Source organism: Nitrosomonas oligotropha, from assembly GCF_900106555.1.
GTDB lineage: Bacteria > Pseudomonadota > Gammaproteobacteria > Burkholderiales > Nitrosomonadaceae > Nitrosomonas > Nitrosomonas oligotropha_A.
The window spans coordinates 1-13,493 of record NZ_FNOE01000015.1; the positions used below are offsets into that span (position 1 = coordinate 1).

A 13,493-nucleotide genomic window follows, 5' to 3' on the forward strand; every position below is an offset into this window, starting at 1 on the left:
CTTCCCGATAAAACCCAGCATAGTGCAGCTTGCTTTCTCACAAGCACTGTTGCTCAATGTCCTTATCAGATCGACTATGCTTATTCTGACAACGGTAAAGAATTTAAAGGAACTGACAGCCATGCTTTCGTCAAAGCTTGCAGGCAGCACGGTATCGGTCAGAAGTTTACCCGCATCAATCGTCCGCAAACCAACGGTAAAGCTGAGCGGGTTATCCGCACCCTGATGGATATGTGGCACAGCAAGATTCACTTTAAAGACTGCGCCGATCGGCACATTCAGCTTCTCCGTTTCATTAACTTCTACAATACCGTTAAGCCTCATAAGAGTTTGAATAATGCCACCCCTTATGAAATACTCACCGCTTATTTCAATCAACCTATCTGTAAACAACTCTGAGGTTTCTTACAAATAAGGGAAACCTTTAGATCTTGATGCGGCAAAATATGATCACATTAATCATAATGCGAAGATCAATGCAGTATTGACTCCACTACACGCCGATACACAGGTGAAAGCAGCAACAAAAGCGCAAAGCCGATTGGAAAAGCAATACCCCATGAATACAGCCACTCTTCAACAAAAGCCCCGGAAAAACCAAGATTCACTGCGGTGACAGTAGCCGAAACACAGCCGGTCATTGTCGCCGACATAATGAAACAATACAAACAATGTGCAAGAAATTTTTGTTTCATGTCAGTTTTATCAATTCATACGGAATGCTCGGCGTTACGCTTTGCTGCAAAGCCTGGTCTGTAAAATCACGTAAAAATTTCATAATTTAATCGCTATGGTTCTGCCGGGCACGTAAATGACTGTTATAAATTTCCCCGCTGTAACTTTGTAACACTTCAATTGCCTCCGGCCGCATCACCTCCCGCGTCACGCGAATGCCATTTTGCCGCAATTCCGTTTCCCAGTTCGACGAGCGTGGTCCTTCGTTAAAACCGATCGCTTGCGCATCTTCGGAATGCGCGCCGCAGACAAGCGCAGCAACACCGCTCCATAACAACACACCTAAACACTGACAACACGGCTCCACGCTGGTTACCAGTTCAAACGAGCCTTGACCGGCTAACTCATAGCTACCCAGCAGTTGTTCCGCTAAAGCGAGGGCCATAACCTCCGCATGCAGCAATGAAGACTTTCCCGGAACAACCCAATTGACACCGGGCGCAATAAGTTCGTCCGTGCGTTGATCAAAAACAGCGGCAGCAAACGGCCCTCCACCATGCTGCACGTTGGTGCGCGCCAGATCAATAACCAGCGCCATTCGCTGGTTTATTTCAGGAAAAGTCTGCGGAATACCGGTAGCCCAAGTATTGAGCCAATCCGGTATTGGCAGTTCGATAGTAGTCCAGTGTTTCACAACGCGCATTCAATAAAAACGCCTAGACTAGCAGATACAATTTGTTAGTCCATAGTTCAAGCAAAATTTAACCGGCTTTTACTTAAAGCATGAAACTTTACAAAGCAACGAATCACAGCTTGACAGTCCCTGACCGGATCAAGTCTACTATCAACTAGCTATTAAATTTATTAATCCACCCTGCTGCGAAACATTTATCCCCAGTTGTCAATCATGAAGGAATCACGTGGTGTTCTCTGCACTTAAAAGCTTTAGTTTTGTGAGGTTTATCGGTTATCTGGCTTTTGCCGCAAGCTGGCTGGCATTTGCGCATTTCTTGGGCCGCTTGATCCCGGACCGGCAGCTGTGGTTCGCTTTATTAGTGACACTGTTTTTTGGTTTGCCGATTTACGTTGCGGCAATTTACGCGGTGACGATTGAAAGAATTTATTTGTCCAGTCAATTTAAAAAACTGGGCATCCTGCATTGGTTTTTTACCCGGCGGATTCTGTCGTATATCGGGTGGTTATTGTGGTCAGTTATCTTCTCCTTTTTACTGTTGTTTTATCTCGGCTCCGCTGAAAAACAGGAATGGGTTGTATTCTTTGCCGCCATTCCGGTTTTTGCCGTCATTTATGCGTTTTTCTATCCCATCGCAGCACGTGAGTACAAACCCTACATTGCTGTGCATAAATCGCTGGCTTGGGCGCGCTGGGCAGCTGCATTAACCATGGCGGTATTTTTTGTCCTATTTGCCGATCCTAGTGATGTGAACCGCCAATATGCATCGTTAACGGAAGCTATTGCACAGGAAAGCCAGCGGCTCGATGGCACCACAAACAGCATCTTGATTCTTGAAACCAACCGGCTGCTGGGTTTCATCGAAGGCTTGAAGCGTTACGCGCTGGGCAGTCTGCATTCATTGAACGACCCGCTTTATCTCGGCGCTGTTTTCCTCGGCAGTTTGCTGTTTTTTTATAATGTGGCGCTGGGGATTTCCAGTTTCATGGTGCCCCTATCGGAATACCGTCGTGTATTCGCACCGCTGCAGGATAGTGATGAACCGCCCGCCGTTTCACCGTGGGCTTGGGCAATCACCTCGGCATTTGCCACTTTCTTTGTTTTCTTTATCTATGTTCCGTCGACGGTTTATGTCGATGCCTGGTTGCGTTCCAACCCTGAGACTATCGAAGAGATTCACGCTTCAAGGCAAATTGTCGTGCAAAAAGTGGAAATGATCGGTGATGAATACTATAAGCCCGGAACCGCAGCGCAGATTGAACAAGCCTACCTCGATAGCCTCAGCAAGATGGAAGCATCACTGGGAAAACTGCGCGAAACCACCGGTACCGGTTTTCAGCAAATGACCGACAACGTCGATGCCTATCTCGATTGGTATTACAGCCTGCCGGGTGAATATGAGCGGATTGTGGCATTGGCAACCGGTGTGCTGGAAAATTGGATGGCTGAGAAACTGCAAAATTATCTGATGAAAGGCAATGTGTTCGGTCCGGTGCAACAATCCATCGAGGAAGTTTTGCAGAGTAATCAGCAGTTACGTACCGAGCACATGCAGAAAGTGGAGCAGATTCTGGCTGAGAATCGCGTTGAGCATCTCGATAATTCCCAGCTTGAAGTCGTCCGGCACGCTTCATTAAGCGCGCTCAAGGAACCACCGGCACATAGCGTGATCGTCAATCTGGAAAACCGCATGCTGATTTCCGGCGGTATTGGCACTGCCGGTGCGATTACTGGCGCCATCGCCGGTAAAATTACCGCCAAAGTGGCTGGAAAAGGCATTATCAAGCTCGGCGCGCAAGCCCTGATCAAAGTAACCGCCGGTAAAGCGGTCAGCGCTTTGGGCGGTGCTGCGGCGGGCGCTGCAACGGGAGCCGCATTGGGATCATTCATCCCCGGCATCGGCACAGCCATCGGCGCGGCTATCGGTGGTATCATTGGCGGTATTACCATTGGTTTGACCGTAGAGAAACTCCTGCTGATGCTGGAAGAAGCATTTTCACGCGAAGAATTTAAACTTCAAATCCTGGAAGCGATCGAAGAAGAACGCATCGAATTTGAAAAATTCTTGAACACACCGGCTTTGTCGGATAAAACTCCCGGCAACACCGTTACAATAGAAACACCCTCAAGTTCAAGCCAATAAACCATAACCTTGGGATTTGAATGGAACATAACGTTGCCCTGATCACGACGATTGCAGCCGGCTTTGGCTTAGCTTTGATTTTTGGTTTCATTGCCGAAAAGCTTAAAACGCCCGCATTGGTTGGTTACCTCCTGGCCGGGATTGCCATCAGTCCGACCACACCGGGATTTGTCGCGGATGTCGAGATTGCCTCGCAATTGTCGGAAATCGGTGTCATGTTATTGATGTTCGGCGTCGGATTACACTTCTCGCTGGATGACTTACTGTCGGTCAAGCGCATCGCAGTACCCGGTGCGATCGTGCAAATGGCCGTTGCAACCGGTCTGGGTATGGCTTTGGCGTCCTGGTGGGATTGGAGTCTGGGCGCCGGATTGGTGTTGGGTTTGTCGCTATCTTGTGCCAGCACGGTCGTGCTGCTCAAAGCACTCGAGTCGCGCGGTCTTTTGGAAACAATGAACGGCCGTATTGCCGTCGGCTGGCTGATCGTCGAAGATCTGGTTACCGTTATGATTCTGGTATTGTTACCGTCGTTTGCGACTATGCTGGGCGGCACGAATGAAAGCGGAAGCCCAGCCGATCCGCTATGGCGCACCATCGGCATCACATTATTGCTGGTTTCCGCGTTTATCGCTTTGATGCTGATCGTGGGCCGCCGCTTCCTGCCTTGGCTGCTATGGCAGGTCGCCCGCACCGGCTCACGTGAAATGTTCACCCTAGCCGTCGTCGCGGTCGCCATTTGTATCGCTTACGGTGCCGCAGCGCTATTTAATGTGTCGTTTGCGCTGGGCGCTTTCTTTGCCGGTATGGTCATGCGCGAATCCAAATTCAGTCAGCGTGCCGCCGAAGAATCCCTACCGTTGCGCGATGCGTTTGCCGTGCTGTTTTTTGTCTCCGTCGGCATGCTGTTTGATCCGGCTGTGCTGATCGAAGAACCGATACGGGTTTTAGCGGTAGTCGCCATTATTATCGTCGGCAAATCGATGGCAGCCATGCTGTTAGTTCTTATTTTGCGTTATCCGCTCAATACTTCGCTGACCGTTGCCGCCAGCCTGGGGCAAATTGGTGAATTCTCTTTTATTCTCGCCGGATTGGGCTTATCGCTTGGATTGATGCCAGCGGAAGGAATGAGCTTGGTGCTGGCTGGCGCGTTAATTTCCATCGCATTCAACCCGATTGCATTTGCCGCGGTTACGCCGTTCAGAAACTTGATATTGAAGCATTCCACTGTGGCACGAAAATACGAAAATCGCGACGATCCCTACGCGGAACTGCCGATGAGCACGGAACGTAAGTTTCTTAAGGGTCAAGTGGTACTGGTGGGTTACGGGCATGTCGGTCAAAGTATCGCCCTGGCGTTGAACGAAAAAAATATTCCCTATATTGTTGCGGAGCAAAATCGCGAGCTGGTGCAAGATTTGCGTAAAAAAGGCACTACCGCGGTATCCGGCGATGCCACGGAACCTTCCGTGCTGATCCAAGCGCATATCAAGGATGCTGCCATGCTGGTCATTGCCACGGCGGATCCGCTGAATGTGCGGCAAATGATTGATACCGCGCGTACGTTGAATCCGGATATCGAGATTGTGTTACGCAGCCGCAGCGAAGACGAGACCGCATTGCTGCGGAAAGATCAGATCGGCATGGTATTTTTTGCCGAGGAAGAGCTTGCCAACAGCATGTCGTATCACATCCTGAACCGGTTCAACAAAAAATCGGAACCGGCGTCGTAGCATCAGGTTCGATTATTAAGTATTAAACAGCTTCCCGTGAATTGAAATTTTTATGAGATTATTGCAATGACAAATCAGCGATATGCCGGTATCAATCAAGATGCAAATGAAGGACTCACGCACTTAGGCCGCATCGTGCGTGACGCCTGGGTGTTTGGTATTCTGCCGGAAACGGAAACCTGCGTGGGCTGGAGCGCTTCACAGATGCAGACTTTGTACGAAAAAGTCCATGCGGCATGGGAACCCTACGCACACTTACCCAGCCGCTTGCCGGATGACTTACGTGAGCGTCACATGCGGCTGTATTCCGAAGCGATAACAAGCGCCAAGGCGAAAGGCTGGGATGCCGAGTTGAAAGAAGACGATTAATGTCTCGCCGGGAAATGAATAATCCGCGCCGGACCTTCAAGCACGGTTTTATTGACCAGCATCTGCAACGCCGCGGGAAATTCACTTTGTAAGCGCTTCATCACAGCTGCCATGTTCTCGCGGTAATACACGGCATCGTACGCAACCGGTTGATCCAATGCATCACGCGCTTGCCGTTTAAAATTCCGCCACGCGATATCGACCCAGCATTTACGTTCGCCATCGATAAATACAAATTCTTCATGGTCGACGATTGCCATGTACTGCATGCTGCGGATGGGAACAAACAAATGCCGTGTCGGACAACGCGACAATAAGGTAATCGCCAGGTTGTAAGTACTTGCGGGCAAGTGACGCGCTTCCTGGTTGATTTCAAGATCTCGATAACAAGTAATTTCCATAATGAATGCGACACAACCTATTAAATTTCACCGAAATGATGCATTGTTCATACTCAACCCAATAGCGGAAAAGCAGAATAATCGTACTTATGTTACCTTAATGCCGTAGCGCAAAGAAACCCCATTTGCACAACTCCTTTATTTTCAATTATTTCCATACTTTACATCGTTGATCGCTTCTAATGCGCCCCACCCGTCTTGAAAAACCTGCCGCCACGCGCAATAACCTGAAAACCATCGCCGCACTATTACCCTATTTGTGGGAATTCAAAGTGCGGGTGATCCTGGCGCTCAGCTTGCTGGTATTGGCCAAACTGGCCAATGTCTCGGTACCGCTGGTTCTGAAGGAAATCGTCGATGCTCTGGATCAGCCGCGCGCGGAACTGGTGCTACCGGTTTTTTTGTTGATCGGATATGGCGTTCTGCGTTTGTGCAGCACTTTGTTTGGTGAGCTACGCGACGCAATTTTCGCCAAAGTGACGCAACGGGCGATCCGGCGAGTAGCGAACAGAGTATTCAGCCATCTGCATTCGCTGTCGCTGCGATTTCATCTGGAGCGCCAGACTGGCGGTGTTTCGCGCGACATTGAACGCGGCACGCGCGGCATTTCCTTTTTGCTAAATTTCATGCTGTTCAATATTCTGCCGACGCTACTGGAAATCGGTTTGGTACTGGCCATTCTGATCAAGCAATACGATATCCGGTTTTCCATTATCATTTCCCTCACGCTGCTGGCTTATATCGCACTGACCTTGATCGTCACCGAATGGCGCATGATTTTCCGCCGCACCATGAACAATATGGACTCCAAAGCCAATACCCAGGCGATCGACAGCTTATTGAATTACGAAACGGTAAAATATTTTGGCAACGAAGCCTGGGAAGCGCGACGCTACGATGAGCATTTGCAATCGTGGGAAAAAGCCGCTGTCCGCAATCAAACCTCACTGGCCACGCTGAACGCCGGACAAAGCGCAATCATCGCAGTCGGTGTTACCTTACTGATGCTGCTGGCGGCTGATCAAGTCATCGACGGCATCATGACATTGGGCGATTTGGTACTGATCAATGCTTTTATGCTGCAACTGTACATGCCACTGCATTTTCTCGGTTTTGTTTACCGCGAAATCAAGCATTCGCTGGCCGATATGGAACGCATGTTCACATTATTGGATGAAAACCGGGAAATCCAGGATCAACCGGATGCCAAAGTTCTCGCTGCCGATCAGGCAACCATCCGCTTTCATCATGTCGATTTCAGCTATGAAACTAACCGCCAGATACTGTTCGACGTCAGTTTCGATATCCCCGCCGGGCAAAACATTGCCGTCGTCGGTCACAGCGGTTCTGGTAAATCGACGCTGGCACGCTTGCTGTTCCGTTTTTATGATGTGCGATCAGGATGCATTCAAATCAATGACCAGGATATTCGCACGGTGACCCAGCAAAGCCTGCGCGCCGCGATGGGCATCGTGCCGCAGGACACCGTGCTGTTCAACGACAGTATTTATTACAACATCGCATACGGACGGCCGGAGGCCACGCAAGTGGAAGTGTATACTGCCGCTCGTGCTGCCCATATCCATGATTTCATTGAAAGCCTGCCGGAAAAATATGCCACGATTGTGGGCGAGCGCGGTTTGAAGCTATCCGGCGGTGAAAAACAACGCGTCGCCATCGCCCGTACCATTCTGAAGAATCCGGTTATTCTGATTTTTGATGAAGCAACATCGGCGCTCGATTCCAATTCCGAAAAGCGTATTCAGGCGGAATTGAAGCGCATCGCTCAAAACCGCACCACACTGACCATCGCGCACCGGCTGTCCACGATCGCCGATGCCGATCAGATTCTGGTGATGGATCATGGCCGTATCATCGAACGCGGCACGCATCAACAATTGCTGGCAAGCGGCGGCACGTATGCGCAGATGTGGGAATTACAACAGCAGGAAGAAATCGATCAACACCAGCAAGAAAGCACTATTTCCGCATCATAATCAATCGTTATTCATGCGAAAGTTATCTTTTTCATGAAGAAATCATAGCATCTTCTTGAACAATCTTACTTGTTGTTTCCATGAAATAAATTCTTAAGTAATACAAAAAATCCGGAAATACCGGGAAAAAACCAACTTTATCCCCAAGAATGAATTCCGGAGTGATGTGTTAACTTCCCACTCCAGAATTTGCCATCAAAAAATTGCGTAATTACATTCGAGGGAGTCATCGCAATGCTTGTATCCGTTGGTTATCTCATCATCATTATTTCTGTTTTTGGCGGTTTTGCACTGGCGGGCGGGCATCTCGCTTCGCTGTGGCAGCCGGTCGAATTGCTCATGATTGGCGGTGGCGCAGTGGGCGCTTTTGTCGTCGGTAACTCGAACAAAGCGCTCAAGGCCACGTTGAAAGCGTTACCGACTGTTTTCAAAGGCTCCAAATATACCAAAGCACTTTACATGGATTTGATGACGCTGCTGTATGAAGTGCTGGGAAAAATCCGCAAAGAGGGGTTGATGTCGATTGAAGGCGATGTCGATGATCCCGCCAGCAGCCCTATTTTCACCAAATACCCGGATATTCTGGCCGATCACCATATCACCGAATTTATCACCGATTATTTGCGCTTAATGGTCGGCGGCAACCTCAATTCGCTCGAAATCGAAAGCCTGATGGACAGTGAACTGGAAACGCACCATCAGGAAGGCGAAGTGCCGATTCATGTGGTCGCCAAACTCGGCGATGGGTTACCGGCTTTCGGCATTGTCGCTGCGGTGATGGGGGTGGTGCATACGATGGAATCCGTTCATCTTCCACCCTCCGAATTGGGTATTTTGATTGCTGCGGCACTGGTCGGGACATTCCTGGGAATTTTATTGGCGTATGGATTCGTCAGTCCCCTGTCGAGCAAACTCGAACATAATCTCCATGAGTCCAGCAAGATGTTTGAGTGCATCAAGATCACATTACTGGCCAATTTGAACGGCTATTCACCGGTTCTGGCCATTGAGTTTGGCCGCAAAGTGCTATTCACGACCGAAAGACCGTCTTTCCTGGAACTGGAAGAGCATGTCAAACAAAGTAAATCAAAATAACCGCTTCGGAATGATGTTCCATTTGAATTGCGAGAATAATTATGGCTGATGATCTTTCACAACGCCCGATAGTCATCAAGCGAATCAAGAAAGTTGCTGGTGGTCACCACGGCGGCGCTTGGAAAATTGCTTATGCTGACTTTGTCACCGCCATGATGGCATTCTTCTTACTCATGTGGCTGCTGGGATCATCCACTAAGAGTCAACTGGAAGGCATCTCGGAATATTTCAAAACACCGCTCAAGGTCGCCATGACAGGCGGATCGTCCATAGGCGAAACCAGCAGCATATTGAAAGGTGGCGGCACCGATCTGACCCGTCAGCACGGCGAAGTGAAAAAAGGTGAAATTAAAGACGACATCCAAGCCAAGAAAATTATCAAGGAACGTATTGAGCGCATTAAATTGGAAGGCTTGAAGAAAAAAATCGAGGAAGCGGTTGAAAACAATCCCACACTGAAAAAATTCGCCAATCAACTTTTGCTGGATATCACGTCCGATGGCTTAAGAATTCAGATCGTCGATGAGCAAAATCGCCCCATGTTTGCACTGGGAAAAGCCGATTTGCAGCCGTACACCAAAACCATTTTGCGCGAGATTGGCAAAATGCTCAATGACGTCGAGAATAAAATCAGTCTCTCCGGCCATACCGATGGCAAACCTTTCCCTACCGGGGACAAAGGTTACAGTAACTGGGAATTATCGGCGGATCGCGCGAATGCTTCGCGCCGCGAGCTGATTATTGGCGGTATGGATACCAACAAGGTTCTGCAAGTAATCGGTTTATCGTCTGCGGTGTTGTTTGACAAGGAAGACCCTGTCAATCCGATCAACCGCCGGATCAGTATCGTCGTCATGAACGAAAAAGCCGAGAAAGCCGTGACGATGGATGGCCAAACCATTGATGTTGATATGCAGGCCGAACCGAATAAAGAAATACTGCAAAATCCATAACTCATTCAATAGCCTATCATGTTAAAACGAATCCATCCCGGTATTGCCGCGTTAGTTGTTCAGATTGTGACCATTCTGACGGTTTATCTGATTATTCTGTCACAAGCTTTTCCCGGTTTGAGTGTATTTGAATGGAGTTTGACGCAAGGATTATTGGCGGGATTACTCAGTTACTTCATTCGCATGCCGGTATGGTGGGTTGCTATTCATCTGGGTTTCATACCGCTGGTTGTTGTTGCACTGGCATGGAATATTTCCTCGACATGGTTCCTAGTGTTTTTTCTCGGCCTATGGCTGGTCTATGGAAAAACCTATAAAACCCAAGTACCGCTGTATCTTTCCAGTCAACGTGCAAATCAAGCGTTGGAATCACTACTGCCAGGCAAAGAGCGATTTTCTTTTGTCGATCTGGGCAGCGGATGTGGCGGTCTGTTGAATAATCTAGCCAGAACACACAAGAATGGTCAGTTTCACGGCATTGAATCCGCTCCCTTACCGTTCTTGATCAGTAAATTAAGAAGCTTTCTGGGTGTTCCAAACTGCAAAATCGTGTGGGGAGATTTCTGGCAGCAGGATTTCTCCCAATACGATGTCGTTTATGCTTATCTGTCGCCGGTGCCGATGGCCGCGCTGTGGGAAAAGGCCGGTAAGGAAATGCGCCCGGGAAGTCTGTTGATTAGCAATACATTCACTATCCCGGGTGTGGTAGCGGATGAAAGTATCAAACTCGATGATTTCTCCAACTCCACGCTATATCTGTGGAAAATTTAGCTTGAGTGAAATAGGTGCGCTAAGTGCGGCGCCAAGTCGTTCCTTGCGCGCCGTCTTCGAGGATGATGCCTTGTTGTTGCAGATTTTTACGAATGGCGTCGGCATCGGAGTACCGCCCTTCTTTACGTGCGCTGATACGCTGTTGAATCAGCAGCTCAATGTCATCCGGCGTCAAAGCATCCGATGAGCCGGTAGCGATTGTATTCTGCAAATATTCTTGCGGATTCTGCTGCAAAAGACCGAGTAAAGCACCCAGCGTTTTCAGTAGCCCGGCATTTTCTTTTGAGCCCGATTTATTGATATCGCTCGCCAAATCAAACAAAACAGCAATTGCATCCGGCGTATTGAAATCATCATCCATGGCCATTTTGAATCGTTTCGCGTAGGCGTTATTCCAATCCAGCGCTATCGCATTGACCGGACCGGCATCTTTGAGTGCAATATACAAGCGATCCAACGCAAGCTTGGTATCTTTGAGATGCTGATCGGAATAATTCAGCGGACTGCGATAATGCGCGCGCAAAATAAAAAAGCGCACCACCTCGGGTTGATAGAATTTTAAAATCTCGCGGACAGTAAAGAAGTTACCCAATGATTTCGACATCTTTTCGTTGTCGACGCGGACGAATCCATTATGCATCCAGTAATTGACAAAAGGATGATCATGCGCGCCTTCACTTTGTGCGATTTCATTCTCATGATGCGGGAACTGCAAATCCTGTCCACCACCATGAATATCAAAGTGAATGCCTAATAACTGTTCGCTCATCGCGGAGCATTCGATGTGCCAGCCCGGACGCCCCCTGCCCCAAGGAGATTCCCAGAACGGCTCGCCCGGTTTTGCCGATTTCCACAACACAAAATCCAGCGGGTCTTTTTTATTTGAATCAATTTCCACTCGCTCGCCGGCGCGCAGGTCGTTCAGGGATTTACCGGAAAGTTTTCCGTAATTGGGAAAATCATGCACGGAATAATACACATCGCCATTTTTCGCATGATAAGCCAAGCGTTTTTCCACCAGCGTGCTGATCATTGCAATCATATGCTCAACAAAATCCGTCGCGCGCGGCTCGTGGCTCGGCGGCAAAACACCCAGCGCGGCCGAATCCTCATTCATTGCTTGAATGAAACGTTGTGTCAGCGTTTCGATCGATTCATTATTTTCCTGCGCACGCTTGATAATTTTGTCATCAATATCAGTCACATTCCGTACATAGCTGACTGCGAAATCATTAGCTGTGAGCCAGCGGCTAACCGTATCGAAAACCACCAAAACTCGCGCATGTCCCAAATGACAATAATCATAAACCGTCATACCGCATACATAAATTTTTACTTTTCCAGGCGTTATTGAAACAAAATCTTGTTTTTCCCGGGCGATTGAGTTATAAATTTTGAGCATAAGGTCAACAGATAAAATTGTAGAGTTAGCCATCTTCTTGATAGAATCTGGCCGTTCCAGCGCTTTTTGAAATAGCCTTCCAGTATAACATAACGTAGGCGCAAAGCCCTTACCCGCTACTTGCCAATGAGGATACTTAACTATGCATCGCTGTCAAATTCTGATTTTTTTATTGTTAATTGCACTGTGCTTACCTGTTCACGCCTCAGAGACACGGGTTGAAATGAAAACCAATTTGGGCAGTATCGTTCTCGAGCTTTATCCGGAAAAAGCACCGAAAACCGTCGAGAATTTCCTGCAATATGTTGACGATGGATTTTACAAAAATACCGTATTTCACCGTGTGATTGCTGGCTTCATGATTCAAGGCGGCGGATTCGATACCGCATTGAAACAAAAACCGGCACGATCGCCGATCCAAAACGAGGCCGATAACGGTTTAAAAAATGAACCCGGAACCATTGCGATGGCGCGTACTTCGGATCCACACTCGGCATCGGCGCAATTCTTTATTAATGTCGCCAATAATGCATTCCTGAATTACAAAGCGCCGACTCAGAATGGCTACGGATATGCAGTATTCGGCAAGGTGGTTTCCGGCATGGAAGTTGTCAACAAGATTGCATCGCTGCCGACCGGATCTGGCGGCCCTTTTGGCGGTGATGTACCCAAAAATAGCGTCGTTATTGAAGATGTGATAAAACTGCCCGCACTTGAGAAAAATACGCAATAACAAAAATCATCACTTTACATAGGATAGATATGGTCAGATTACAAACCAATTATGGTGTTATTACGCTTGAACTGGATAGCGAGAATGCGCCGGAAACCGTGCAGAATTTCTTAAATTACGTTACCAGCGGATTCTATGACAATACATTGTTTCATCGTGTTATTGACGACTTTATGATTCAAGGCGGCGGATTTGAGCCTGGAATGAAACAAAAAAAGACACAACCACCTATCCAGAATGAAGCTGCCAACGGGCTTAAAAATGATTCGTACACTATCGCAATGGCTCGTACCGCGGATGTTCATTCCGCAACGGCGCAATTCTTCATTAATGTCACTAATAACGGCTTTTTGAATTACAAATCTTCAACACCGCAGGGTTTTGGTTATTGCGTGTTCGGCAAAGTGATTGAAGGTCAGGATGTTGTGGATAAAATCAAGAAGATCAAAACGGGTGATCACGCAGGCCATCAGAATGTTCCACTTGAAAATGTCATCATCGAAAAAGCCGAAGTGATTTAACTGCAATTC

14 protein-coding genes are annotated in these 13,493 nt (G+C 48.2%); 10 read left to right on the plus strand and 4 right to left on the minus strand.

Annotated features, from left to right (window positions below; all coding sequences use genetic code 11):
- On the plus strand, positions 1–399 hold a 399-nt coding region (locus BLU57_RS09270), incomplete at its 5' end, for an integrase core domain-containing protein (RefSeq protein WP_143026948.1).
- Positions 400–473: 74 nt separating this feature from the next.
- On the opposite strand, the gene BLU57_RS09275 is transcribed toward BLU57_RS09270, so the two are convergent.
- Positions 474–695: a DUF2798 domain-containing protein gene (locus tag BLU57_RS09275; RefSeq protein WP_090319640.1), complete on the minus strand. Its 222-nt coding sequence runs from the start codon at positions 693–695 to the stop codon at positions 474–476.
- 86 nt (positions 696–781) lie between these two features.
- Entirely contained in the window at positions 782–1,378 is a 597-nt protein-coding gene (locus BLU57_RS09280) for a nucleoside deaminase (protein WP_090319644.1), read from the minus strand.
- Positions 1,379–1,628: 250 nt separating this feature from the next.
- Between BLU57_RS09280 and BLU57_RS09285 the strand changes: the two genes are divergently transcribed.
- The 3 genes from BLU57_RS09285 (at position 1,629) to BLU57_RS09295 (ending at position 5,611) form a co-directional block, all read left to right on the plus strand.
- A complete protein-coding gene (locus tag BLU57_RS09285; RefSeq protein WP_256206224.1) occupies positions 1,629–3,512 on the plus strand; it encodes a hypothetical protein in 1,884 nt (627 codons plus the stop codon).
- A gap of 20 nt (positions 3,513–3,532) precedes the next feature.
- Complete coding sequence (gene ybaL / locus BLU57_RS09290) at positions 3,533–5,242, plus strand: cation:proton antiporter domain-containing protein (protein WP_090319650.1); 1,710 nt, start codon at positions 3,533–3,535, stop codon at positions 5,240–5,242.
- Positions 5,243–5,308: 66 nt separating this feature from the next.
- On the plus strand, positions 5,309–5,611 hold the full coding sequence (locus tag BLU57_RS09295; protein WP_090319653.1) for a hypothetical protein: 303 nt from the start codon (positions 5,309–5,311) through the stop codon (positions 5,609–5,611).
- On the opposite strand, the gene BLU57_RS09300 is transcribed toward BLU57_RS09295, so the two are convergent.
- Entirely contained in the window at positions 5,608–6,012 is a 405-nt protein-coding gene (locus BLU57_RS09300; protein ID WP_090319656.1) for a hypothetical protein, read from the minus strand. The genes BLU57_RS09295 and BLU57_RS09300 overlap by 4 nt on opposite strands.
- A 182-nt stretch (positions 6,013–6,194) precedes the next feature.
- Between BLU57_RS09300 and BLU57_RS09305 the strand changes: the two genes are divergently transcribed.
- From BLU57_RS09305 to BLU57_RS09320, 4 genes are all read left to right on the plus strand, one after another.
- Positions 6,195–8,009, plus strand: coding sequence for an ABCB family ABC transporter ATP-binding protein/permease (locus BLU57_RS09305; RefSeq protein WP_090319659.1), 1,815 nt, complete (start codon positions 6,195–6,197; stop codon positions 8,007–8,009).
- Positions 8,010–8,243: 234 nt separating this feature from the next.
- Positions 8,244–9,104 carry a flagellar motor stator protein MotA gene (gene motA, locus BLU57_RS09310; protein WP_090319663.1) on the plus strand — a complete coding sequence of 287 codons (861 nt, stop codon included), beginning with the start codon at positions 8,244–8,246 and terminating at the stop codon, positions 9,102–9,104.
- Between the two features lie 41 nt (positions 9,105–9,145).
- Positions 9,146–10,057 (plus strand): flagellar motor protein MotB, encoded by a 912-nt coding sequence (gene motB / locus BLU57_RS09315; RefSeq protein ID WP_090319666.1) that lies wholly within the window; start codon positions 9,146–9,148, stop codon positions 10,055–10,057.
- A gap of 18 nt (positions 10,058–10,075) precedes the next feature.
- Positions 10,076–10,828 (plus strand): class I SAM-dependent methyltransferase, encoded by a 753-nt coding sequence (locus BLU57_RS09320; RefSeq protein WP_090319669.1) that lies wholly within the window; start codon positions 10,076–10,078, stop codon positions 10,826–10,828.
- A gap of 19 nt (positions 10,829–10,847) precedes the next feature.
- Here the strand turns inward: BLU57_RS09320 and cysS are convergent, their stop codons facing one another.
- Entirely contained in the window at positions 10,848–12,230 is a 1,383-nt protein-coding gene (gene cysS / locus BLU57_RS09325; RefSeq protein ID WP_090319672.1) for a cysteine--tRNA ligase, read from the minus strand.
- Positions 12,231–12,372: 142 nt separating this feature from the next.
- Here cysS and BLU57_RS09330 point away from each other — a divergent pair, with 142 nt between their 5' ends.
- Positions 12,373–12,963 carry a peptidylprolyl isomerase gene (locus BLU57_RS09330; protein ID WP_090319675.1) on the plus strand — a complete coding sequence of 197 codons (591 nt, stop codon included), beginning with the start codon at positions 12,373–12,375 and terminating at the stop codon, positions 12,961–12,963.
- 29 nt (positions 12,964–12,992) lie between these two features.
- Positions 12,993–13,484, plus strand: a complete 492-nt coding sequence (locus tag BLU57_RS09335; protein ID WP_090319678.1) for a peptidylprolyl isomerase — start codon at positions 12,993–12,995, stop codon at positions 13,482–13,484.
- Positions 13,485–13,493 lie beyond the last annotated feature (9 nt).

Bases quoted from the DNA above. Each gene is read 5' to 3' on its own strand.
- BLU57_RS09275 (WP_090319640.1), bottom strand. From the start codon at position 695: ATGAAACAAAAATTTCTTGCACATTGTTTGTATTGTTTCATTATGTCG.
- BLU57_RS09280 (WP_090319644.1), bottom strand. From the start codon at position 1,378: ATGCGCGTTGTGAAACACTGGACTACTATCGAACTGCCAATACCGGAT.
- ybaL (WP_090319650.1), top strand. From the start codon at position 3,533: ATGGAACATAACGTTGCCCTGATCACGACGATTGCAGCCGGCTTTGGC.
- BLU57_RS09295 (WP_090319653.1), top strand. From the start codon at position 5,309: ATGACAAATCAGCGATATGCCGGTATCAATCAAGATGCAAATGAAGGA.
- BLU57_RS09300 (WP_090319656.1), bottom strand. From the start codon at position 6,012: ATGGAAATTACTTGTTATCGAGATCTTGAAATCAACCAGGAAGCGCGT.
- BLU57_RS09305 (WP_090319659.1), top strand. From the start codon at position 6,195: ATGCGCCCCACCCGTCTTGAAAAACCTGCCGCCACGCGCAATAACCTG.
- motA (WP_090319663.1), top strand. From the start codon at position 8,244: ATGCTTGTATCCGTTGGTTATCTCATCATCATTATTTCTGTTTTTGGC.
- motB (WP_090319666.1), top strand. From the start codon at position 9,146: ATGGCTGATGATCTTTCACAACGCCCGATAGTCATCAAGCGAATCAAG.
- BLU57_RS09320 (WP_090319669.1), top strand. From the start codon at position 10,076: ATGTTAAAACGAATCCATCCCGGTATTGCCGCGTTAGTTGTTCAGATT.
- cysS (WP_090319672.1), bottom strand. From the start codon at position 12,230: ATGCTCAAAATTTATAACTCAATCGCCCGGGAAAAACAAGATTTTGTT.
- BLU57_RS09330 (WP_090319675.1), top strand. From the start codon at position 12,373: ATGCATCGCTGTCAAATTCTGATTTTTTTATTGTTAATTGCACTGTGC.
- BLU57_RS09335 (WP_090319678.1), top strand. From the start codon at position 12,993: ATGGTCAGATTACAAACCAATTATGGTGTTATTACGCTTGAACTGGAT.